At 54.0% G+C, this 20,498-nt stretch carries 21 protein-coding genes; 11 read left to right on the top strand and 10 right to left on the bottom strand.

The window, feature by feature from the left end; all coding sequences use genetic code 11:
• Positions 1–33 precede the first annotated feature (33 nt).
• Entirely contained in the window at positions 34–366 is a 333-nt protein-coding gene (locus tag TURPA_RS11035) for a hypothetical protein (protein ID WP_014803388.1), read from the top strand.
• 83 nt (positions 367–449) lie between these two features.
• Here TURPA_RS11035 and TURPA_RS11030 read toward each other — a convergent pair whose 3' ends face one another.
• The 3 genes from TURPA_RS11030 to TURPA_RS21820 form a co-directional block, all read right to left on the bottom strand.
• Entirely contained in the window at positions 450–671 is a 222-nt protein-coding gene (locus TURPA_RS11030; RefSeq protein WP_014803387.1) for a hypothetical protein, read from the bottom strand.
• Positions 672–763: 92 nt separating this feature from the next.
• Positions 764–1,285 (bottom strand): hypothetical protein, encoded by a 522-nt coding sequence (locus tag TURPA_RS11025; protein ID WP_014803386.1) that lies wholly within the window; start codon positions 1,283–1,285, stop codon positions 764–766.
• Positions 1,286–1,308: 23 nt separating this feature from the next.
• On the bottom strand, positions 1,309–1,932 hold the full coding sequence (locus TURPA_RS21820) for a DUF1554 domain-containing protein (RefSeq protein WP_014803385.1): 624 nt from the start codon (positions 1,930–1,932) through the stop codon (positions 1,309–1,311).
• A 162-nt stretch (positions 1,933–2,094) separates the two neighbouring features.
• Here TURPA_RS21820 and TURPA_RS11015 point away from each other — a divergent pair, with 162 nt between their 5' ends.
• Genes TURPA_RS11015 through TURPA_RS11005 form a run of 3 tightly spaced genes read left to right on the top strand, consistent with a single transcriptional unit; the run spans position 2,095 to position 6,340 of the window.
• Entirely contained in the window at positions 2,095–3,348 is a 1,254-nt protein-coding gene (locus TURPA_RS11015) for a TolC family protein (protein WP_014803384.1), read from the top strand.
• A gap of 43 nt (positions 3,349–3,391) precedes the next feature.
• Positions 3,392–4,366: an efflux RND transporter periplasmic adaptor subunit gene (locus tag TURPA_RS11010; protein WP_014803383.1), complete on the top strand. Its 975-nt coding sequence runs from the start codon at positions 3,392–3,394 to the stop codon at positions 4,364–4,366.
• A 6-nt stretch (positions 4,367–4,372) separates the two neighbouring features.
• Complete coding sequence (locus tag TURPA_RS11005) at positions 4,373–6,340, top strand: MacB family efflux pump subunit (protein ID WP_014803382.1); 1,968 nt, start codon at positions 4,373–4,375, stop codon at positions 6,338–6,340.
• A gap of 29 nt (positions 6,341–6,369) precedes the next feature.
• Here the strand turns inward: TURPA_RS11005 and tpiA are convergent, their stop codons facing one another.
• On the bottom strand, positions 6,370–7,122 hold the full coding sequence (gene tpiA, locus TURPA_RS11000) for a triose-phosphate isomerase (protein WP_014803381.1): 753 nt from the start codon (positions 7,120–7,122) through the stop codon (positions 6,370–6,372).
• A gap of 47 nt (positions 7,123–7,169) precedes the next feature.
• Between tpiA and TURPA_RS10995 the strand changes: the two genes are divergently transcribed.
• The gene (locus TURPA_RS10995; protein WP_014803380.1) at positions 7,170–8,900 is read left to right on the top strand and encodes a phospho-sugar mutase; all 1,731 of its coding nucleotides are present in this window, start codon (positions 7,170–7,172) and stop codon (positions 8,898–8,900) included.
• A gap of 6 nt (positions 8,901–8,906) precedes the next feature.
• Positions 8,907–9,719 carry an NRDE family protein gene (locus TURPA_RS10990; RefSeq protein ID WP_014803379.1) on the top strand — a complete coding sequence of 271 codons (813 nt, stop codon included), beginning with the start codon at positions 8,907–8,909 and terminating at the stop codon, positions 9,717–9,719.
• A gap of 19 nt (positions 9,720–9,738) precedes the next feature.
• Here TURPA_RS10990 and TURPA_RS10985 read toward each other — a convergent pair whose 3' ends face one another.
• From TURPA_RS10985 to TURPA_RS10970, 4 genes are all read right to left on the bottom strand, one after another.
• Positions 9,739–10,650 carry an alpha/beta fold hydrolase gene (locus tag TURPA_RS10985; RefSeq protein WP_014803378.1) on the bottom strand — a complete coding sequence of 304 codons (912 nt, stop codon included), beginning with the start codon at positions 10,648–10,650 and terminating at the stop codon, positions 9,739–9,741.
• A gap of 32 nt (positions 10,651–10,682) precedes the next feature.
• The gene (locus TURPA_RS10980) at positions 10,683–10,994 is read right to left on the bottom strand and encodes a 7(1) septoil knot domain-containing protein (RefSeq protein WP_014803377.1); all 312 of its coding nucleotides are present in this window, start codon (positions 10,992–10,994) and stop codon (positions 10,683–10,685) included.
• 57 nt (positions 10,995–11,051) lie between these two features.
• Positions 11,052–11,474, bottom strand: coding sequence for a YidB family protein (locus tag TURPA_RS21815; protein WP_014803376.1), 423 nt, complete (start codon positions 11,472–11,474; stop codon positions 11,052–11,054).
• 68 nt (positions 11,475–11,542) lie between these two features.
• Complete coding sequence (locus tag TURPA_RS10970; RefSeq protein ID WP_014803375.1) at positions 11,543–11,845, bottom strand: hypothetical protein; 303 nt, start codon at positions 11,843–11,845, stop codon at positions 11,543–11,545.
• A gap of 101 nt (positions 11,846–11,946) precedes the next feature.
• On the opposite strand from TURPA_RS10970, the gene TURPA_RS10965 reads away from it, so the two are divergent.
• The 5 genes from TURPA_RS10965 to uvrB are packed head-to-tail and all read left to right on the top strand — an operon-like array spanning position 11,947 to position 18,065.
• On the top strand, positions 11,947–13,500 hold the full coding sequence (locus TURPA_RS10965) for a PP2C family protein-serine/threonine phosphatase (protein WP_014803374.1): 1,554 nt from the start codon (positions 11,947–11,949) through the stop codon (positions 13,498–13,500).
• 1 nt (position 13,501) lies between these two features.
• The gene (locus TURPA_RS10960; RefSeq protein WP_014803373.1) at positions 13,502–14,968 is read left to right on the top strand and encodes a tetratricopeptide repeat protein; all 1,467 of its coding nucleotides are present in this window, start codon (positions 13,502–13,504) and stop codon (positions 14,966–14,968) included.
• Positions 14,965–15,717: a hypothetical protein gene (locus tag TURPA_RS10955; RefSeq protein WP_014803372.1), complete on the top strand. Its 753-nt coding sequence runs from the start codon at positions 14,965–14,967 to the stop codon at positions 15,715–15,717. Before TURPA_RS10960 ends, TURPA_RS10955 begins: the two co-directional genes overlap by 4 nt.
• A gap of 3 nt (positions 15,718–15,720) precedes the next feature.
• Positions 15,721–16,074, top strand: a complete 354-nt coding sequence (locus tag TURPA_RS10950) for an FtsB/FtsL family cell division protein (protein ID WP_014803371.1) — start codon at positions 15,721–15,723, stop codon at positions 16,072–16,074.
• Positions 16,071–18,065, top strand: a complete 1,995-nt coding sequence (uvrB, locus tag TURPA_RS10945; RefSeq protein WP_014803370.1) for an excinuclease ABC subunit UvrB — start codon at positions 16,071–16,073, stop codon at positions 18,063–18,065. Before TURPA_RS10950 ends, uvrB begins: the two co-directional genes overlap by 4 nt.
• On the opposite strand, the gene TURPA_RS10940 is transcribed toward uvrB, so the two are convergent.
• Both TURPA_RS10940 and TURPA_RS10935 read right to left on the bottom strand, forming a co-directional pair.
• A complete protein-coding gene (locus TURPA_RS10940) occupies positions 18,062–18,655 on the bottom strand; it encodes an anthranilate synthase component II (RefSeq protein ID WP_014803369.1) in 594 nt (197 codons plus the stop codon). The two genes, uvrB and TURPA_RS10940, sit on opposite strands and share 4 nt — an antisense overlap.
• A gap of 16 nt (positions 18,656–18,671) precedes the next feature.
• Positions 18,672–20,042 (bottom strand): anthranilate synthase component I family protein, encoded by a 1,371-nt coding sequence (locus TURPA_RS10935; protein WP_014803368.1) that lies wholly within the window; start codon positions 20,040–20,042, stop codon positions 18,672–18,674.
• Between the last annotated feature and the right edge of the window lie 456 nt (positions 20,043–20,498).

Genomic DNA, 20,498 nt, shown 5'->3' with positions numbered 1-20,498 from the left:
TTACAAAGCGCCGGTACACGTGTCAAATCGCTCGTGCGATACCCCGCAATATATCTGCTGGCGCTTCTCACTTTTTCGTGTACGATTGGCACGTACAACCTGCAAGACGACGCCTATTACCAGAATAACCAGGCGGGCTCGCGCAACCATGGCGTTTCGCATGGCATACCCACCGGCAATGTGGCTACGGGCAGCGTCGTGCTGACAGCGGCGACCGCGGCGCCCGAAATCGTGCGCGACGCACTCAAACGCAGCGAAAGCGCGCGTAGCCGTAAACAGCTTTGTGCAGATTTGCTGCGCAGGGCTCAGGCCCCCGATTCAGCCGCCTACGACTGGCAGTCGTGGTATAACCGCTGCGGCAGTTGAAAGCGATTTTTTTAGCTGGTTAGATTCACCGCCGCAGGCGCGGGAAACCCCGGCCTGCGACGATGACATGTGATCACAAATTTTCAGCCGCAGACTTTAACATTCGCAGCTGTCGAGCAGCTACCTGTGCCTGTAATCTTGCAGCCCATTTTTTCGCAGCGCTTGCGTGCATCAAACGTGTCTTTGCCGCCTAGTCTGCACTGCTGGCAGCTTGAGCCCGAAGCGCAGTTGACGCACTTGTTGGCGTAAATGGTCGTGCCTACAGCTGGCACGAGCAACATGCAAATGAGTATGAGTTTTTTCATGGTTTCTCCTGATATTTTTTCGAAAGACAAAATACCATATGCTTCCATGCCGATAGAATTCCAACTGATATTTTGTCGTTAACAATGTTCGCTTACTTTACTGTAAATGTACTCATGATCTGCATGAGTTCATCGATAGACTGCTGGTTAAGGCCGGCATCGTAACCGACAGATAGCTGAAAGATCTTCTTTTTTTTCGGGTCAACAAACACTGCCATTTCTTCGATGCGTGCACCGCTATCGTCGGTGATTTCATACCGCGCACGGCAGCCGTCTTTCAGACCTACAGCCTTCTGTACACGGGCGGGCGGTCGACGCGCTTCTTCAGGGTACGCGTTTGTGCGCTTACCCTCATAGAGGGCTTCGATGCCTGTTAATTGTTCGCAGGCTGTGATCGGTGAATACATCGGCGAAACCGAGATCGACAGCGTGCCACCTGACTCGCCCTGCAGGTACAGGTTTTCTTCGCTCATTGTTGGCGTGATCTTACCAGAATGTTTGATCGAGTAACCGCCTTTCTTGTTTTTCGTCACCTTGAGCTTTTGCGCTTCGAGGCCGGCAGTCACTATCAGTAACGCACCGATCAACCAAAGGCTTCTTCGTGCTTTGTCCATTTTCTTTCTCCCTTTTTTGTGATTTATTGTTCTACACAGTAAAGCCGCTGCGAAGTACCGCAAGTATCGGGAGCAAAATTGATCGCTTGCGCATCATTCTTATCCACCTGGCCCCTGTCGCCACTGCTAGCGGTAACTGTCCACCCTGAGCACGTGCTGCCGGTCATCCAATCACCGGCAAGGCCAGTCCATACAAATGTCGTCGCGAGGTCTGAGATAATACCAGACAGAGGAAACACGAAAATGCCTGCGGGATTTGTATTGCCTATCACAAGGCCGTTGGGTCGAACATAATTCGTATTCGGCTTCAAGGCCCAATCGATGTTCTCGGCCGACCCTCCGGTGCAGTACGGCGTAGAGCATGCCAGACGACCGCCACCCGCAATCAAAGCTTTCCAGCTACCGTTGCCTGCACCCATCGGGTTTGCCGTATCTGCCAGACAAATGGTATCCGCACCGGCGGCGCCTCCGAGGATTCCGTTATTGACCGTATTGGTGACGAAGATACGCAGATTGCGCGGCCCAAAGCCGCCAGAAATCTGACCCGGATTCTGGAGTTGATCGAGCAGGTTATTGTTGCTGCACCCGGCGATGAAAAATATTGCCAGCGTGAATGCCGTCGCGCGAAAGATACCGAGAATACGCATAAATGCCTACCGCGAAAGAATGCCACGCGTGTCAATGGAAACTCAAACGTGCCAACCCAGTGAGTCGCGGTTAATTTCTGGCCGTCATTCTTTCGTGTTCATGGGCCGATAATCAAGAAAGAGGAACCAGAGCGTGCCCCGAGAGGTCATTCAACAGTACGTATGAGATCCCCCCTTGTTTTTCTTCTGTTTGTGGCGGGCTTGAGCGCTGATAGCGTCAGACTCGAATTTTCTGAAAGCGTGCAGCGGCTTGTGGTGCAGAACCGCGACTTCGTGGCGGCAAAGCAGAATATTGAGACGGCGAGGCTCAATTACCGCGCCGCGTATGCCAATTTTTTCCCGCAGGTGACTGCGGGCATGAACTACACGCAGGGCAACTCGGCGACGACAGCACAGCTGGCCGGGCAAAGTTCGACTTATGAACTCTATTCGGCGTCGCTGGGAGTAAGCCAGAATATTTTCTCGGGGCTCGCCGACTATTACAGCATCAAACGCGCACGCGCCAACGCAGAACTCTCTGAGGCGACATTCGCGCTGACCGCTGCGCGCACGCTCTACGAGCTGAAGGCTGCCTGGGCATTGCAGAATCTCGCGAGCAGGCAGCACACGCTGGCGCTTGAAACACAAAGGCGGCGCCGCGACAACCTGCGCATGATTGAGCTGAGGTTCAACAGCGGCAGCGAGAACAAGGGTTCGGTTCTGCTCGCAACCTCGTATCGTGCTCAGGCGGATAGAGACGTCAACCAATCGCTGCGGCAGCGCGCGCAGTCGGCAACCGAACTCAAACGCGTGCTCAACCTTGCACAAGACACTGAACTCGAAATCAGTGGCAGCCCTGAAGTGAAAGAGCCGCCGCAAGAGGTTCAGCTCGGCGAGCTCGCAAAAAAAACTCCTGAGTATCGGCAGGCAGTCGCTCAAGAGCTGAGCGCCGAAGCGACTGCCGACCAGTCGATTTCGCCTTTTTTCCCGACGCTGAATGCTTCGGGTTCGATGTTCAGGCAGGGGGCAACTTTTTTTCCGCAAGGCGACCGCTGGTCGGTCACCGTCGGCGTATCTTACCCGATCTTCAGCGGTGGCAAAGACTACTATGCTATGAAGGCGAATAACAGCGCGCTCGAAGCCGCCAGGCGTAACCGCGAGAGCGTCGAGACGCTGCGTGTCTCGCGCCTGCAACAGGCGCTGCAGACCTATCGAGCCGCAATTGAAAACGCAAAGGTGAGCCAGGCGCTGCTCGAAGCCAGCACCGTGCGCGCACAGATCGCCCGGGTGAAATATAACAACGGCCTCTTGTCATTTGACCAGTGGGACATCATTGAAAACGAGCTTATTAACCGGCAGAAAGACGTTCTGCAGACACGGTACGACACTGAGATTGCTCAGGCCGCGTGGGAACAGCAAACCGGAGAGGTTCCATGACGAAACATTTACACTGCGTCGCGCACGCAGAACGCGTAAGAGAATGAAGAAGTTTGTAGTCGCCGGTATTGCTGCGTTCGCTATTGCCGCGACGTTATATTTCATTTTCGGCCGCACAAAGAAGAGCGAAGTACAATACACAGAAGTTCAGGTGCAGCGCACTGACCTGCGGCTCACTGTCACGAGCACGGGCACGGTGACACCCGAGGGCCGCATCGAAATGAAACCACCCGTACCCGGCCGCATTGACAGCGTGGGTGTGAGAGAGGGGCAGAAGGTGCGGCGCGGGCAGATCATCGCGTGGATGAGCTCAACCGAACGCGCGGCGCTGCTCGATTCTGCGCGCGCCGTGAGCAATGAAGAATACAAACGTTTTCAGGAATATTATAAGGCCACGCCCATTGTGGCGCCGGTGTCGGGCACGATCATCTTGCGCAGCGTCGAACCGGGCCAGACTGTCGCCTCTGCCGATGTGCTGCTCGTGATTTCTGACAGGCTTCAGGTTGTCGCGAAGGTCGATGAAACTGATATTGCGCGCGTGAAGCCGGGAATCGCAGTAGAAGTTGTACTCGACGCCTACCCGCAAGAGACGATCGCAGCAAAGGTCAGCAACATTGCGTTCGAAGCGAAAACGGTAAATAACGTCACAGCGTACGATGTCGAGATATTGCCCACGAAACAACCCGACTACATGCGCAGCGGCATGACGGCCAATGTGACCTTCGTGCTCAAGCAGCGCGAAGACGTGCTCACGGTACCTGTCGCTGCGATACAATTCAAGAAAGAATCACCTTTTGTTCTGGTGCGCGACAAGCAGGGCAAAGCTGCCGAAACAGCTGTCGAGATCGGCGAATCAGACGGCAGCAATACCGAAATCATATCAGGGCTCGACGAACAATCGAAAGTGCTGATCGCAAAAATTCAGATGCCTGGCGCGGGCAAGGGGTCGAATCCTTTTATGCCGGCGCGCGGCGGCAGATCGGGCGGCGGTGGTTCGGGCAAGAGCCGCGCGCACTAAGCAGTAATGATCGAAATCCACAATTTGTGCAAGAGCTATTCGCACGGTGGCGGCACCGTGCACGCTCTCAGCAATGTTTCGCTCGAAATTGCGCCCGACGAGTTCGTCGCAATCATGGGGCGCTCGGGTTCGGGCAAATCAACACTATTGCAGATTCTGGGGCTGCTCGATGTGCCCACGAGCGGCAGCTATAGACTCTTCGGCAAAGAAGTCGCCCACCTCGCCGAAGACGAACTTGCAATCTTGCGCCGGCAAACGCTCGGGTTTATCTTTCAGCAATTTCACCTGCTGCCTCGCCTCAAGGCAATCGACAACGTCGGCATGCCGCTGCTGTATTCGGGCCGCACGGGTCTTGCGCACAGCCCCGAACGGCTCATGCAAGACGTGGGGCTCGCAGACCGCGCGCAGCATAGACCTTCAGAAATGTCGGGCGGGCAGCAACAGCGTGTCGCCATTGCCCGTTCGCTCGTGAACGCTCCGCGTATTCTTCTGGCCGACGAGCCGACCGGCAATCTCGACACCGCTTCGCAGCACGACATTCTCGAGCTTTTAACGCAGATGCACCAGCAGGGGCTCGGCGTGATCGTGGTCACGCACGACGAAGAGGTGGCCGAGCGCACACACCGCATTATACGTATGCAAGATGGAGAAATTATTTCGGATAAGCGGCAGGCGCGGCGAGGTGCAGTCCCTGTTAGCCCCCGAATTAATTCGGGGGCTAACAGGGGCGATGAACAGGCATCACCCTCACGCGGCCGGTACGCGCTTGAACTCTTCAAAGAGGGATACCGCGCCGTGCTCGCAAACAAGCTGCGCAGCGCACTCTCGATGCTCGGCATTACCATCGGCGTCGCGTCGGTGATCGCCATGCTCGCGCTGGGTCGGGGCGCGCAAGAATCCATCGAATCGCAGCTCAAGAGTCTCGGCGCGAACGTCATTGTGCTGAGGCCCAACGTCGCGCGCGTCGGCGGCGTTGCTCAAGAGACTGGCAGCCCCGCCCGCATCGCTTTTGAAGACATCGCCTGGGTGCGCGAGCGAATACCGGGAGTGCGGGCAGTTGCGGGCAACGTCACCGGCCGGGGGCAGGTATCGTATGCCAACCGCAACTGGAACACGCAGATACAGGGGGTAACAACCGACTATGCCACGATTCGCAGTGCAACCCCTTTTATCGGCCGCATGTTCACGGCAAAAGAGGCGCAGCAGCGCGCGCGCGTTGCGCTCGCGGGCCTGACTGTCGTGCGTGAGCTTTTTGGCTCTGAAAATCCCGTGGGGCAGTTTATCAAGATCAACAAAGTGAATTTTCAGATTATTGGGGTCATGCCTGAAAAAGGCGGCACCGGCTACCGCGATCAGGACGACGTCATTGTGATACCGCTGCAGACCGCGATGTACCGGCTGTTAGGCAAGCAGTTCGTCGATTCGCTCGACATCGAAAGCGACGGTGTAGTCAACCTCGACGATCTCGGCAGCGCGGTACAGCGCGGTATGTCGACGCGGCACCGTGTTCCCGTGTCGTTGCAAGAAGACGGCTACCAGATTATGAACCTGGCAGACATTCGCTCGGCTGTTTCGGCGACCTCAGAGACGATGTCGGCTCTGCTCGCTGCGATTGCGGCAGTGTCGCTGCTCGTCGGTGGCATCGGCATCATGAACATTATGCTCGTCTCGGTCACCGAACGCACCCGAGAGATCGGCCTCAGAAAAGCCGTCGGCGCGCGCAGTAAAGATATTCTGTTTCAGTTTTTGGTCGAGACGCTCGCGGTGAGCGTATCGGGAGGAATTCTGGGCCTCATGTTAGGCGTCGCGATTTCAGTCGGCATGTCTACCCTCGCCGGCTGGTCGACTTCTATCAGTGGATTTTCTGTATTGTTATCGGTAGTCTTTTCGGTCTTCGTGGGTCTGGTGTTTGGCATTTACCCTGCGCGTAAGGCGGCGCTGCTGAACCCGATTCAGGCATTGCGTCATGAATGACGCAATTTAGGTAAGCGCCGTGGGCTTACCTAAATTGCGTTTTTAATCAAATCGGCAAAACTCTCTGATTTCAAGCTCGCCCCACCCACCAACGCGCCATCGATGTCGGGCTTGGCCATGAGCGCGCCAATATTATCCGGCTTCACCGAGCCGCCGTAGAGAATGCGAACTTTCGGGGCGATGTCTTTATTCAGTTCGGCGATGCGCTTGCGTATCGTCTCGTGCATGCTCTGCGCATCTTCGGGCGTTGCGTTTTTGCCGGTGCCAATTGCCCAGACCGGCTCGTACGCGATGGCAATTTTCTGCCATTGGTCTGGCGTCAGGTGTGAGAGCGCAGCATTCAGCTGGTCGAGTACAACCTTCTCGGCCTTGCCCGATTCGCGTTCAGCCAGCGTTTCACCGACGCACAGCATTGCAACAAGGCCTTGCTCAAGCACCCGGTCGATCTTCTGCTTCAAGAAGACGTCGGTTTCTTTCAGAACATGCCGCCTTTCTGAGTGGCCAATCAATACGTACGCTGCGCCGGCATCGCGCGCCTGCGAAGCAGATATCTCGCCCGTGAAAGCTCCGTCTTTTTCTGCGGAACAATTCTGTACGCCGACCGATACGTTCGAGCCGGCGAGAGCCTGCTTTGCCGTCGTGAACTGTAAAAACGTCGGGTAGACGAGCACGTCGCGGTCGCTGTATGAAGCCGCCGATGTTTTGACCGCTTTGGCAAGCGCTTCGGCTTCGGCCAGAGTCAGGTTCATTTTCCAGTTGCCGGCAATGAGGGGTTTACGCATAGATTTAATTCGTTTACGTGCTACACACGTAAACGAAAAAAATCAAGATGCGCAGCTACGAAGAGGCCCTCAAAATCGCTGAAAGCTGGGGCAAGCCACCTTTCGACAATGACACAATCACCAGCGTCAAGGCACTGCTTTCGCTGCCCGAAGCGGAGCGCGAAAAGGCAATTGTCGACCAATTCGGCTACGATCTGAGCTTCGGTACTGCGGGCATGCGCGCCATCATGGATACCGGCACGGCCCGCATCAATGCCTACACCATCGCACGCGTCAGCCATGCGGTAGCCCAGGTTCTTCAAGGGCCTGCCCTGAGCAGCCCCCGAGAGGGGGCGAGCCGAAGGGTCGTTATCGGCTACGACGGGCGCCGGCATTCGGACAAATTTGCACGCATCGCGCAGCGCGTTTACCTCGCCGCGGGCATCGACGTGCTCGCCTTCGACCGTATTATACCTACACCACTCGTTCCCTTCGCGGTCAGAAGACTGAATGCCGCCTGCGGCGTCATGATCACCTCGAGCCACAATGCAGCGGCTTACAACGGCTACAAAGTCTACGCCGCGAACGGCGCGCAGATTCTCTCACCCTTCGACACCGACGTCATGGCGGTAATGAATACGCTTGGCTATGAGATGCCTGCCCCGACCGAAAGCCCTGGCTCGCTCAAGGTGCTTGATGAGCAGATTATGCGCGAATATGTCGAGTGGGTGATTTCTGAAGTCGATTTCGCAAAAGACCGATCGCAGAAGATCGTCTTCACCCCACTGCACGGCGCTGCCGGCGCGCTAATGAATGCGGTTTTCTATAAATCAGGATTCAAAAACTTTCTGCCGGTGCCGCAGCAATACGAACCACATCCGCTTTTTCCCACGGTGAAGGCGCCGAACCCGGAAAACAAAGACAGCCTCAACATGGCTCTCGAAAAAGCAGAAGCAGATGGTGCAGATCTGATTCTCGCGACCGACGGCGACGGTGATCGCATCGGCGTCGCATACCGCAGAGATAATAAATTCATCTCACTCACCGGCAACCAGATCGGCACGGTGCTGCTCTACTACCTGCTGGCAAAACTGCGTGAACAAGGAAAAATTAAGCCCAATCTGTTTGCATTGTGTAGTCTCGTGAGCACTCCTCTCACGCGCACGATATGCCAAAAGTTCGGCATTACCTTCTATGAGACTCTGACGGGTTTTAAGAACATGGGCAACAAGGCCGATCAGGTTTTGCAGGCCGCCCCCGGCGCGCGCATGGTGCTCGCGTTTGAAGAGGCATTCGGCGTTACGATCGGCGACTCGCGCGACAAAGACGGCATTGTCAGCAACCTGCTCGCCGCGCACATCGCAGCGGACAAAGGCTTTTACCACTGGCTGTCGGCAATGTACACCGAATGCGGTTATGCAGCCGAAGATGCGGTTGAAAAAGAATTTCCCGGCGCCGCGGGCATCGAAGCGATGAACTCGCTGATTGAAGCATTAAGGCAAAGCCCCCCGAAAGAATTTCTCGGCCACCCAGTTACCTCACTGCGCGACTTTAAGAGGCAGATCGAAATCCGCAATGGTCAAGAAATTGCCATGGGCGAGATTCCGCGACAGAACCTGCTCTACTTCACCAACGCGAATGGCGACTGGATTGCGATTCGGCCGTCGGGCACTGAGCCCAAGGTGAAGGCGTATGTCGGCGTGCGTGAGCAGGCGGCATATTCGGCGACAACCGAAGAGCATGCGCATAAGCGGCTGGCCGAGCTTTGCAAAGTTGCGGCGGCGATGCTGGCGCGGTAGCACCTCGTGTGCCTGATCGTCTTCTCTTTTCAGCCTGGCTCAGAAACACCGCTCGTTGTCGCTGCAAACCGCGACGAATTCTACCGCCGCAAGGCCCTGCCGCTGCATTGGTGGCCAGGGGGCAAAATTCTGGCTGGCCGTGATCTAGGCTATGGCGGTATTTTGTTCAGCGCCTGGCTGCGCATCACAGGCAAACCGCGGCAAGAATATGGCACCTGGCTCGGCGTCAGCCGCAGTGGGCGCTTCGCGGCGATTACAAATTACCGTGAACCGGGTGAAATGCGCCAGGGGCTCAAGTCCCGCGGGCTGCTCGTGAGCCATTTTCTTCAGGGGGATCTCTCACCCCATGATTATGCCTCTGAACTCGAAAAATCCGCCGATGATTACAACGGCTATAACCTGATTTTAGGCAGTAGCCGTGAGCTCTATTATTTCACTAACCGCAACGGCAAATTGGCCTTAAAGCTTCAGCCGGGCCTCTATGGCCTTTCGAACGCAACTCTCGATACGCCGTGGTTTAAGGTGACCCGCACGAAAGCCGGATTTAGTGCGCTGCCAACCCAACCCGATGCCGCGCAGATGTTCGCCCTCATGGCCGACGAGACAAAGGCAGCAGACGGCGAGGTTCAGCAGACGGGTCTCGACTTCAAACTCGAAAAGGCGCTTTCGCCGGCATTCATTCGGCTGCCCGGTTATGGCACACGCGTCACCAGTATCGTTACATTTGGCAGCTCGGGCGAAGTCTCATTTAAAGAAAGAACCTTCCTGAAGGGCAAGTTCGCCCGTGACCGCGGCATTGCATTTGCTATAGAGACTTGATGGCAAAGCCATCACGACGCTACTTCAAAAACTTCAGCGCATCAGCGACGCTCTGCTCGGGAATCTCTTCATGCGGCACATGGCCTGCATTGTCATAAATTACAACCTGCCCGAGAAATAGTTTCTTGCGAAAGTTCGCCGCCTGCTCGACGGGAATCCAGGTGTCGTGCTGACCCCACATAATCAGCGTCGGTACGCTGATCTTGTCGAGGCCCGAGCCGTCGTCGGGTGTCATCTGCCGCGAACGCTCGACGAATGCATTGCGGTTGCCGGCGCGCAGCGCGAGCGAGTGGTAACGATCAACGAGCGCGTCGGTCACTTTCGCATCATCGTAATATACCTGCTTGAGGCTCTTCTTCACGAGAAAACGCGGGCTGAGATATTTCGCGAGGCTGCCGATGACCGGCATGCGAGCCAAACGAATCGGCAGAGGTATCGAACCGATGCGCGGCAGACCTGCGCTGTCGATAAGTACCAGTTTATTGACGTTGTCGGGGTGCGCCACCGCGTAGCGCCACGCGATCTGGCCGCCGAGCGAATTGCCAACGAGGTTCAGCTGGCGCATCTTCATCGCAGCAAAAAACTGCTCGAGAAATTTCACATAGTTCGGTATTGTATAGTCGTTATCGGGCGAAGGCCCCGTAAGCCCAAAAGCCGGCAGGTCGAGCGTCACGACGCGAAAATCTTTCTTCAGCGTTTTTACCCATTCGCGCCAGGTGTGCAGGCTCGCTGCGGTGCCGTGGATCAGCACAACATTCTCGCCCTTGCCTTCATCAGTGTAGTGCACGCGCATGCCATTGAGATCGAGAAACTTAGACTCGGGCAAGGCCCATGTGCGTTCTATATCCGCAACGGGAATATCGAAATGAATCTGCGACCCAATAAGAAGCAGAAGGGTCGCCACAACAACAATGAGGATTTTCTTCTTCAATGTAACACCTCGGCTGGGCAAGAGTTTAACACTTAAAGCCCCGGAAATGATTCAACATATTTGATGGTAATATTCGGAAACGAATCGACGAACTGCACCTTGAGGTCGGGAAACGAATCAACAACCTGCCACAGGCCGCAGCGATCGGGAAATGACTGCACCTGCTTCACCTTCAGATCGGCAAACGAAGAAACGATTTTCACTTTCACATCAGGGAAAGATTCAACAATCTTAATGCGGCCATAGAGTCTCTTGCCTTTGTACGTGCAGTCGCTGCCAACAGCTTTGGCAAAAACCGCAGATGAGATAAATAAAATTGCAAATGACAGAATTAACTTACTCATGTTCAAAAAAATCAAAAGCAGAGCGGGCGGCAAATGCCACCCCGCCCCTTGGTGAACTCAGCCCGCAGTGCGAGACTGAATGTCTTTCAGAAACTTCACCGCTGCAGCAGCGATGCCGTTTTCTGGTTCTTTGCCGTCTGGTGTCAGCTTGTCGATGATCTGCGGCAGCAGGTTAGAGAGCGCCTGAGGAATCTCAGATGCCTTCATTTTCGCCTGAGCTGCCAGCTCTTCGATACGCTGAACGCCGAGCGCTTCTTTGATCTTCTCAGGGTTGATCGGCTGGTTTTCACCGGTGCCAATCCACGAAGAAACGGTGTCTTTCAGACCCTTTTCTTTCAGAGACGCCACGATACCGTCGAGCTGCGCTTTGCGCTCGTCAGATACCAGTGATGCGACTAATCCCTCAAGTTTCTCTTTGCCTACATTGATCTGGCTGCTTGCCTGATCGATGTATTTCTGTATGTCTTCTTGTATACTCATAGTCGGCCAACCTACAGCACGGATTGCTGAAGCACAGCAAATTTTAAAGTAATCAGACTATGGTCTGATTACTTTAGTATTTCACCGCCGAAACGGTGAATGATGCGTTCGAGTTCTCGCTCCACCTCGCTGCGAAAGAAACCATGCGTAAAAGCCACTTTTTCATTGGTCTTTTTTGCGGTGAAGGTTTCGCCCTCATGGCTGATGGTGTACGTGAATTCGGTGACACCCATTTTTTCGAAGGCGATGCGGGCTTCGGGCAGCGCCAGGGTCATTTTGGCAAATTTACCGAGTTCGCCTTTATGCAGTGCGCGTTCGATTTTGCGCATAAATTTTTCAGGCGTATCGCCGGTAACAGTAAAACCCTTCATGGCCGTTTATATCGGTAGCATTCACCTCATGTCAACTTGTAAAAAACAGTATGTGGTTTACGCCGCAGGGGCATCAAAGATGCACTCTTCGTCGTCCCGTTATGTTACGCAATCTGCCCCTGACTGCGCGCCTGAGCCTCATCTTCTTCGCTTTCACGATGGTGAATATTGTTCTGTTCTGGCTGGCGACCGGCTCGAACCAGATGCGGTTGCTTGCCGAAAATGCCTCGCTCAAGATGCACAGAACGATTTTGAATTTCGGGCAAGATCTGCAGACGATGGTAAAATCGACGCCGCTCAAACAACGGGCCGAATTCTACCGCACACCAGCTGCTTCTGGCCTGATGACAGAGATTTTGCAAACCGGCAAAGACCGCTCGGGCGCGACGTTAACAGAATACGACGTTGTGTCTTCGACCAACCAGATTTACCTTTCGTGGCCGAAAGCCGCAGAACGCGCAGAGCTCTCAGCGGCCGAGATGCAGAATGTTATCAAAACTCTGCGGCTGAGAGAATTTAACAACGAACCATTCTACAGTTTTCCCGATGTTCTGAACTACAGGCTCACAGTCTATATACCTTTTGTCAGCGACCGGGGTCAAGATCTGCTCGTGCGCGCGGTCTTTACGCTTGAGTCTATGCGCAGTGAACTCGGTCGTCTGATGCGCGTGGGGATTTCAATCGTTCTGATCCTTTTGCTGATTCAGGTTGCCCTCGGCGTACTGCTTTACCGTCTCATCGTACGCCCCATAAAAGATCTTGAGGCTGCGTCAAAAACTACAGGCAAGGGTGAATATTACCAGATCGAAGGTTATGGCACGCGCACCGACGAGATCGGCACTCTCATTGGCACTTTCAATAAAATGTCGACTGACATTCGCGATCAGAAAGAAACGATCCGCAAGAATTTCGATGAAATTCGCATCAGAGACGAGCAGATGCAGCACGAGCTGATGATCGCACAGCATATTCAGAAGAGTATATTTCCCCATGCTGACAGCCCGCACACAACGGCTATCGAATTCAGGCCGCTGTTTGCCGTCTCAGGTGATTTCTATGACGTCTATCGTTTTGCCGATGGCAGTGCTGGTTACCTCGTGTGCGATGCCTCAGGGCATGGCGTACCTGCAGCGCTGCTGACGATGATGGCCAAATCAGCGTTCGCCAACTTTGTTCATTTGCACGCCGACCCAGCAAAGGTAATGCACCAGGTAAATGAAAGCCTTGCCGCGTCGCTTGAAATGACCGGGCAATACCTGACGGCATTTTACGCAAGGGTGTACGGTGATCGCATCGAGTATTGCAATGCGACCCATCCTGAACCGGTGCTCTTGATGAAGGGCGGTGAAGAGCCGCGCCGACTGAAATCGAATGGCTTTTATATTGGTATGCTGGCAGAACCACCATTTGCATTCGAGTCGGTCACGCTCGCGACCGAAAGAGGCTCAAAGCTTTTCATTTTCACCGATGGCATTACCGAAGCGCGCAACCCCGCGGGTGAGCTATATGGTACGCAGCGCGTGGCAGATATAATTCGACGCCAAACCGAATCAGGGGCAGCGGCTGCGCGAGACGCCCTGATTCAAGACCTGGCGGCTTTCTGTGCTACGGCTCCCGCCGAAGACGACCTGACGCTGATTGTGATAGAGGTCTGATTTGCAGCTGATTCTGCGCGCAAGACAATCTGGCCTCGGCGCTGCGGCGGCAATTGCAGGGCTGGGTATCATCTTCGCGACTACCCTGCTGACAACAGTCACCCGGCTCAGAATGTTTGAGCTGCGCGACAACCTGCAGGCGTCGAACGAAAAAGATGACGACTTACGCAATGCTTCACTCTTGTCACGCCTGGCGCTCATCAACCAGCGTGCCTTCAGCACCAACCGTGAAAATGTTACGGCGTACAAACAAGAGGCCGAAAGTGCGCTGATTGCAATTCGCCAGACGCGCAGCGAAAGCATGCAGGCTAGTCTCGTAGATCGGGCCGCATTGCCGATACTCAATATATTCAATTTCGTCGTGGGTTTGCCGCGCTTGAAGCTGGGCAAAACACCCGAAGATGAACGCGTACTCGACCTGGCCTTTCAATTCGAGTCATTTCGGGAATACGGCAAAGCGATTCGCGGTTACGACGTATATCTGAGCGAATTCAGTGTTTCACCCGAACAGCGCGATTTTGCAATGCTGCACCGCGGTTTCTGCCATTCAATGATTGGCCACAATGACGAAGCGCTGGCAGACTTTCAGAAAGTTGCGGCGAACCCGATGTCGCGCAATGCCCCCATTGCGGCGAAATTGGTTGTTTTTCTTGCTGAGCTTAGCCGCAAGATTAAAGAGATTGAAGCGGTACAAGACCCCGCGCGACGGGGTGAACTCTACTATGAGGCAGCCGCTTATATGAAAGCGCTTGAAAACTTTGCACTGGTCGACAAAAGCCGCCAGAGTGAAAGATTGCTCTTTCTAAAGGCACGCGCGCTCGAAGAAACCGGCAATACGCAAGAAGCGGTGAAAATCTACCGAAATCTTATACAGACGACGGCGCAGAGCCCCTATGCCCTCAACGCAAACCGGCGTATGTACCTTCTCGGCACTTTTCTGGGCAACGACGAAAGCCTGAAACAAGAATCGAAAAAGAATTCTGAAACAATCGTCAAAGATAAAGAATTTATCAACGTATTCGCAAAACTTGAAAAATCCGCAACGCAGTTGCAGACCGAGGCCAAAAAGATTGAAGCGGCAGAGGCTGACGAATTGACTGCAACACAGAAGTTAATTTTGCCCGAACAGGCACCAGCACCAGTAGCCGTGCCTGAACCAGCAAAACCGGCGGCGCAACCTGAAATCGTGACCCAGCCAGCGCCAAAGCCTGCGCCGCTTAACCTGCGCAGTGAACGTGCTGCACAGCAAGCTGCGGGGCTAGATGCAGTTAAACGCGCAGCCTTGCTCAGAAATCAAGAACAGAAAATTGACAAGCTCACGATGGCAGACGGCAATATCTTTTTTGGCGTGGTATTCAAAGAAACCGATGAGAAAGTGTTTCTCTATTCAGTTCTCGGCAACCTCGAGCTGCTGAAATCAAATATCTCGAAGCGTGAAAAGGTCGCGGCCAATTCGGCATTGAAATGAAGCATCTTTTGCTCGCGATGTTTGCCCTTACTGGTGCCGTGATCGCCGCCGAAGGTGCACACTATGACTTCTATCAGAAAAACGGGCAGAACGTGCTCGGCGCCGAAATTGTCGCAGAATCAGAAACCGAATACACCGTGCGCCTCAGCTACGTGCCCACACCGATCAAAATTCTGAAATCAAGTCTGAAGGGTGAGCCGGTACTTTCAGCGATACAGCCCAAGCCGCCAGAGGCAACCCAACCCTTCCTGCAAAGAGAATTTACTCTGCATGCGTCTGCAGGCTACGCCTTTTTCAACAGTGGCCAGGTAGCGACTATTTTCGGTCAGGGTTATCGCGGGGCCTTCGGGACAGACTGGTTACTGTTTCGCGAGCCGCTCTGGCGCATACAGGCCATCACCGCCACATTCGCCTTGAGTCGCTTTCAGAATTCAACGCGGTACATTCAAATCGCCGATTTGCAGCTTGGGCCAAAATTTATATTCTACCACTGGCCGCTGACCGGCGTTTCCTTTTTTGCGACGCCGACCGTGGGCATCGCGCAGGTCAATCTGAAAGGATACACATTCGATTCCGCTTACACTAACCTGACTGGCGCGCTGGCCCTGCAGGCCGAAAAGCGCCTTGGCCCGGTCGTCGCGGTGCTTCAACTTCACACGAATTCCCTGTTCGATCAATCTCAGGTATTCACAGCGACCACATTAAGCCTCGCCGCCGCATACCCAATTACTGCAGGGGCGATGAAATGACGCATGTTTAAGCCGCGTGAAAAATACGAAGACCTGAAGAACCTGATCGCGCTTGCAGTGATCATTATTCTGATCGGCGGTATCGTCTTTGCGTTTCTCTACCGCAATATTCGTATGGCCATTGTCACGTACGAGATTGAAAGACTGAAAAAAGAACGCAAGGCTGCGTATATTGAGACCGAAGAACTTAGGTTGCAGGTTGCGCGCCATTCTTCAGCTGAGCGCATGGAAAAACTCTTTCAAGAAAAGTATGGCTTCTTGCCCGTAGAAGTCAGCCAAAAAATCAGCACGTACATCTTGCCGCCATTCGATACCAAGCGCGATGAGGATCTCGAACCAAACCAAACCGGCAAATGAAATTCAAGCTGCACGCTCCCTATTCACCGGCCGGTGATCAGCCCACGGCAATCGCCGAACTCGCCGAAGCGCTCGCTCCGCATGACGCAAAAGCAACGCTGATCGGCGTTACTGGCTCGGGCAAAACAATGACGATGGCCGCGGTCGTCGAAAAACTGCAGCGGCCGACGCTCGTCATTACACACAACAAGTCACTCGCCGCGCAGCTCTACCGCGAATTCAGCGAGTTTTTTCCTGAGAATGCGGTAGAGTACTTTATCAGCTATTATGACTATTATCAGCCAGAAGCCTATGTACCGGTCACCGACACCTATATTGAAAAAGAATCATCGATAAACGACGAGATTGACCGGCTGCGCCTGAGGGCCACTGCCTCGCTCATCGAACGCAAAGATGTCATTATCGTTGCATCGGTCAGTTGCATCTACGGCCTCGGGTCGCCTGAAACGTATAAAGATTCTGTGCTCATGATCGACACGGCCGTGAAGACGAGTCGCGATGAAATTATGTCGCGACTCATGCGCATGCAATACACTCGCAACGATACTGAGTTAATGCAGGGGCGCTTTCGCGTGCGTGGCGACGTGATTGATGTTTTTCCGGCATATGCAAATGACCCTTACCGAATCGAATTCTTTGGCAGTGAAATTGAGGCCATCAATAAGTTCGACGTAACGACGGGCAAAAAGCAAGAAAGCCTGCGCCGTATCGCCGTCTACCCGGCCAAACATTTCATCACGTCGCCTGCAACGCTCGAATCAGCGGTCGAAGAAATGAAACGCGAGCTCGACGAACAGCTTGAGAACTTCAAGCGGCTCAATAAGCCATTGGAAGCAGAGCGCCTGCGACAGCGTACCACATACGACATTGAGATGCTGCGCGAAATGGGCTACTGCAGCGGCATCGAGAACTATTCGCGCATTCTGGTGGGGCGCGCGCCCGGGTCACGTCCCGAATGTCTGATCGATTACTTTCCCCCCGATATGCTGGTAATGATCGACGAAAGTCATGTCACGGTACCGCAGATCGGTGCCATGTATGCGGGCGACCGCACGCGCAAACAAACCCTCGTCGATTTTGGCTTTCGCCTTCCTTGTGCGCTCGACAACCGCCCGCTGAAATTCGAAGAATTTGAGATGCTGGCTCAGAATGTGCTCTATGTCTCTGCGACGCCGGCAGATTATGAACTGAAGCGCAGCGACGTGCATGTCGAACAGATTATTCGCCCGACCGGCCTGCTCGACCCCGTGATACAGATTCACGGCAGCGAAGGGCAGATCGACCACCTGATTCTGGAAATCGAAAAACGTACCCGCGTGAATGAACGGGTGCTGGTGACGACCCTGACCAAGAAAATGTCTGAAGAGCTTACCGACTACCTCGTGAAAGCCTCGATTAAAGTACGCTACCTGCATTCTGACATCGACTCACTCGAGCGCCTTGAGATTCTGCGCGACCTGCGAAAGGGCGTATTCGACGTGCTGGTGGGTATTAACCTGCTGCGCGAAGGACTCGATCTGCCAGAAGTGTCGCTCGTAGCGATCTTAGACGCCGATAAAGAAGGCTTTCTGCGTTCTCACCGCTCGCTGATTCAGACGATGGGCAGGGCTGCGCGCAACGTCAACGGCACGGTCATTCTCTATGCAGACAATATGACCGACTCGATGAAGAGCGCCATTGCAGAAACGGAACGTCGGCGCCAGATTCAGTCAGACTACAACAAGCAGCACGGTATAAATCCTCAGACCATAAAGAAAGAAATCAAAGATTTTGTCGAACGTGAAAAAGCTCTCGATGCCGACCACTGGAAACGCGTCGAAGAAAACCTGCACGAATTCTCCCGAAAGAAATTCAAATCGGCCGATGCCTGGAAAAAGGCGATTGAGAAGGCGATGTTCGATGCGGCGAAGCAGCTCAACTTTGAGCGCGCGGCCGAACTCAGAGACATGATAAAAGCCGACGCCGACGCTGCCGTTACCGAATCACCTTAAGACAAGAAGTTCTGCAGCATCTTGTGGCCGCCTTCGGTTGCGAACGATTCGGGGTGAAACTGAATGCCCTCGATTGGCAATGTCTTGTGTCTCAAGCCCATGATCTCGCCATCGGTTGTGGTGCGCGCGGTAATCGTCAGCACAGCGGGTAATGACTTCTCTTCGGCGATGAGGCTGTGGTAGCGCATCACCTCGATGCCCTGCGGCAAATCTTTGAAAACGCCGAGCGCATCGTGGCTGATGGGCGACGTCTTGCCATGCATCGGCTGAACGGCCTTAACCACCTGACCGCCATAGACATGCGCGATGCCCTGCATGCCAAGGCACACACCCAGTATGCGCTGTTTTTTTCCCGGATTCAGAAGTATCTGCGAGCACACGCCGAAATATTTTTCGTCTGCCGGGTTGCCCGGCCCCGGCGAAATGATGATGCGGTCGTAGCTGTCGCTTTTCAGGTCAGAGTAGGATCTCTCGTCGTTACGCACCACGTCGACTTTGAATGGTTTTTCGCTCGCACCCAGAATCTCGCCGACATATTGAAACAGGTTATACGTAAACGAGTCGTAGTTGTCGACAATAAGAACTTTCATGGTTTACCTGGCAACTTCATAGATATTCCGCAAGCGCCTTCTTGGTGGCTGCAAGTTTATTTTGAATCTCGGCGTATTCGTTTTCTGCGGTAGAATCGTAGACGACACCGCCCGAGGCGCGAATAAACGCCTGCCCTTCGACCGCAAAGATCGTGCGAATCGGAATCGCAAAAGTACAGTCTCCGTTAAAGCCAAAATGCCCGACCGCCCCGCCATAAGGGCCGCGCGCCTCGTTTTCAATGCGATTGATAATTTTCATCGATTCGATTTTTGGCGCGCCAGACAGGGTGCCAGCAGGAAACGAAGCAGCGAGGGCAGAGAACATGTCTTCTTTGGGGTCAATGAGGCCCACCACTTCGCTCGAGATATGCTGCACGTGCGAAAACTTCTTGATGTCAAAAATCCGTCTCACCTTAACAGAGCCATAACGCGCGACGCGGCCCAGGTCATTACGGTGCAGATCGACCAGCATGTTGTGCTCGGCGATCTCTTTTGGGTCGGCGAGCAGCGCGCGCACGAGCTGCTGGTCTTCTTCAGGCGTTTTGCCCCTGCGCGTTGTACCCGCCAAAGGAAAAGATTCCATTTCACCCTGGCGTTGGCGATAGAGCAATTCAGGGCTCGCCCCTAACAGCCGATACGTCTTGCTTTCGGGCTTGAATTTCAGATAGAACATATGCGGCGAGGGATTGATCTGCCGCAGCGATTCATAAATGTTCAACCAATCACCTTCGACTTCATAAGTCTCTGATAGCCCAATCTGCACCTGAAAAGTATTGCCTTCTATGATTTCGTGTTTTGCTTCGGCTACCATCGCGGCATGCTGCTCTTGCGTTTTTGTCTGGCCTGTGGCGCGAACACGCGTGGCAATTTTTTGTCTGACAGATTCTGAGGCAACCTTCAGCTTCTCTAGGCGGTTGTCGAGAAAATAGAAATACGTTGTATGCCCTGTCAGTTTGTCGTGCACCAGACCATCGGTAAATAGGCCGAATTGCATACCAGGAAAATCCGCATGCGCCTGCAGAGCCAAAGTCGGCTCAAAATAATTCGCAGCATCGTAGCCGAGATAACCCACGAGCCCACCCGCGTAACTGCGGCTCAGCACGTCGCGTGGCAGAATTTCGCGCAGATAAAGGTAAGGGTTCTCAGTCGTAATGGTTGTCTTTTTGCCATCGACGAACGCACAAAGCTGATTGCCCTGCGCGGTAAAAAAGTAATTTGGTTCAAAGCCGATGACCGAATACCTTGAATCATAACTCTGCTCGCCAAGAGACTCAAGCAGAAAGCAGGTTTCAAAGTTTTGTTCGAGCCGGCAGAACAGGTCAAAGAAATCCAGTTTGGTCTGGAAATCCACATAGTTGGGTTTTGCAGGCAGGCGGGGAATCTGCATTCACGGCAGCCTTTTGGCGTGAGTCAGGCCGAAAATCGATTTCAAATGGCTCTCTGGTTATGCTTCTCAGGCGGCGGTTCGTATGAGGTCTAGTACTTGGTGTAGATTCAGCCCTTTTCTGGGTATGAACTTGGCCTTACCCGACCACGAAAGGCTCGCGCCCTGATTTTCGTGCGTTATACCTGTGTAGCTAATAAAAAACGGCTCACGAAGACGTCGCCCTATGTACCTCGAATGCCATATTCTTCGAATTGGCTCGGGAACCTGACCATGACTACCGAGCAGCGACTCCAAAAACCTCCGGGCATATATTCTTATCGCCAGATCAAGCATACGGGACAGGGATTCCCCCGTGTGCATTGCCCGCTGGGTAGCCGCGGCGTGCAGCACGCGATTGATATATAACGGCCGAATCCGGTAGTGCTTCCCGTCCAGATTGTACCTTCTCAGCGAAGC

This window comes from Turneriella parva DSM 21527, assembly GCF_000266885.1.
Classification (GTDB): domain Bacteria; phylum Spirochaetota; class Leptospiria; order Turneriellales; family Turneriellaceae; genus Turneriella; species Turneriella parva.
The sequence above is the reverse complement of the archived record's forward strand: the minus strand, read 5'-3'. Positions and strand labels throughout refer to the sequence as shown.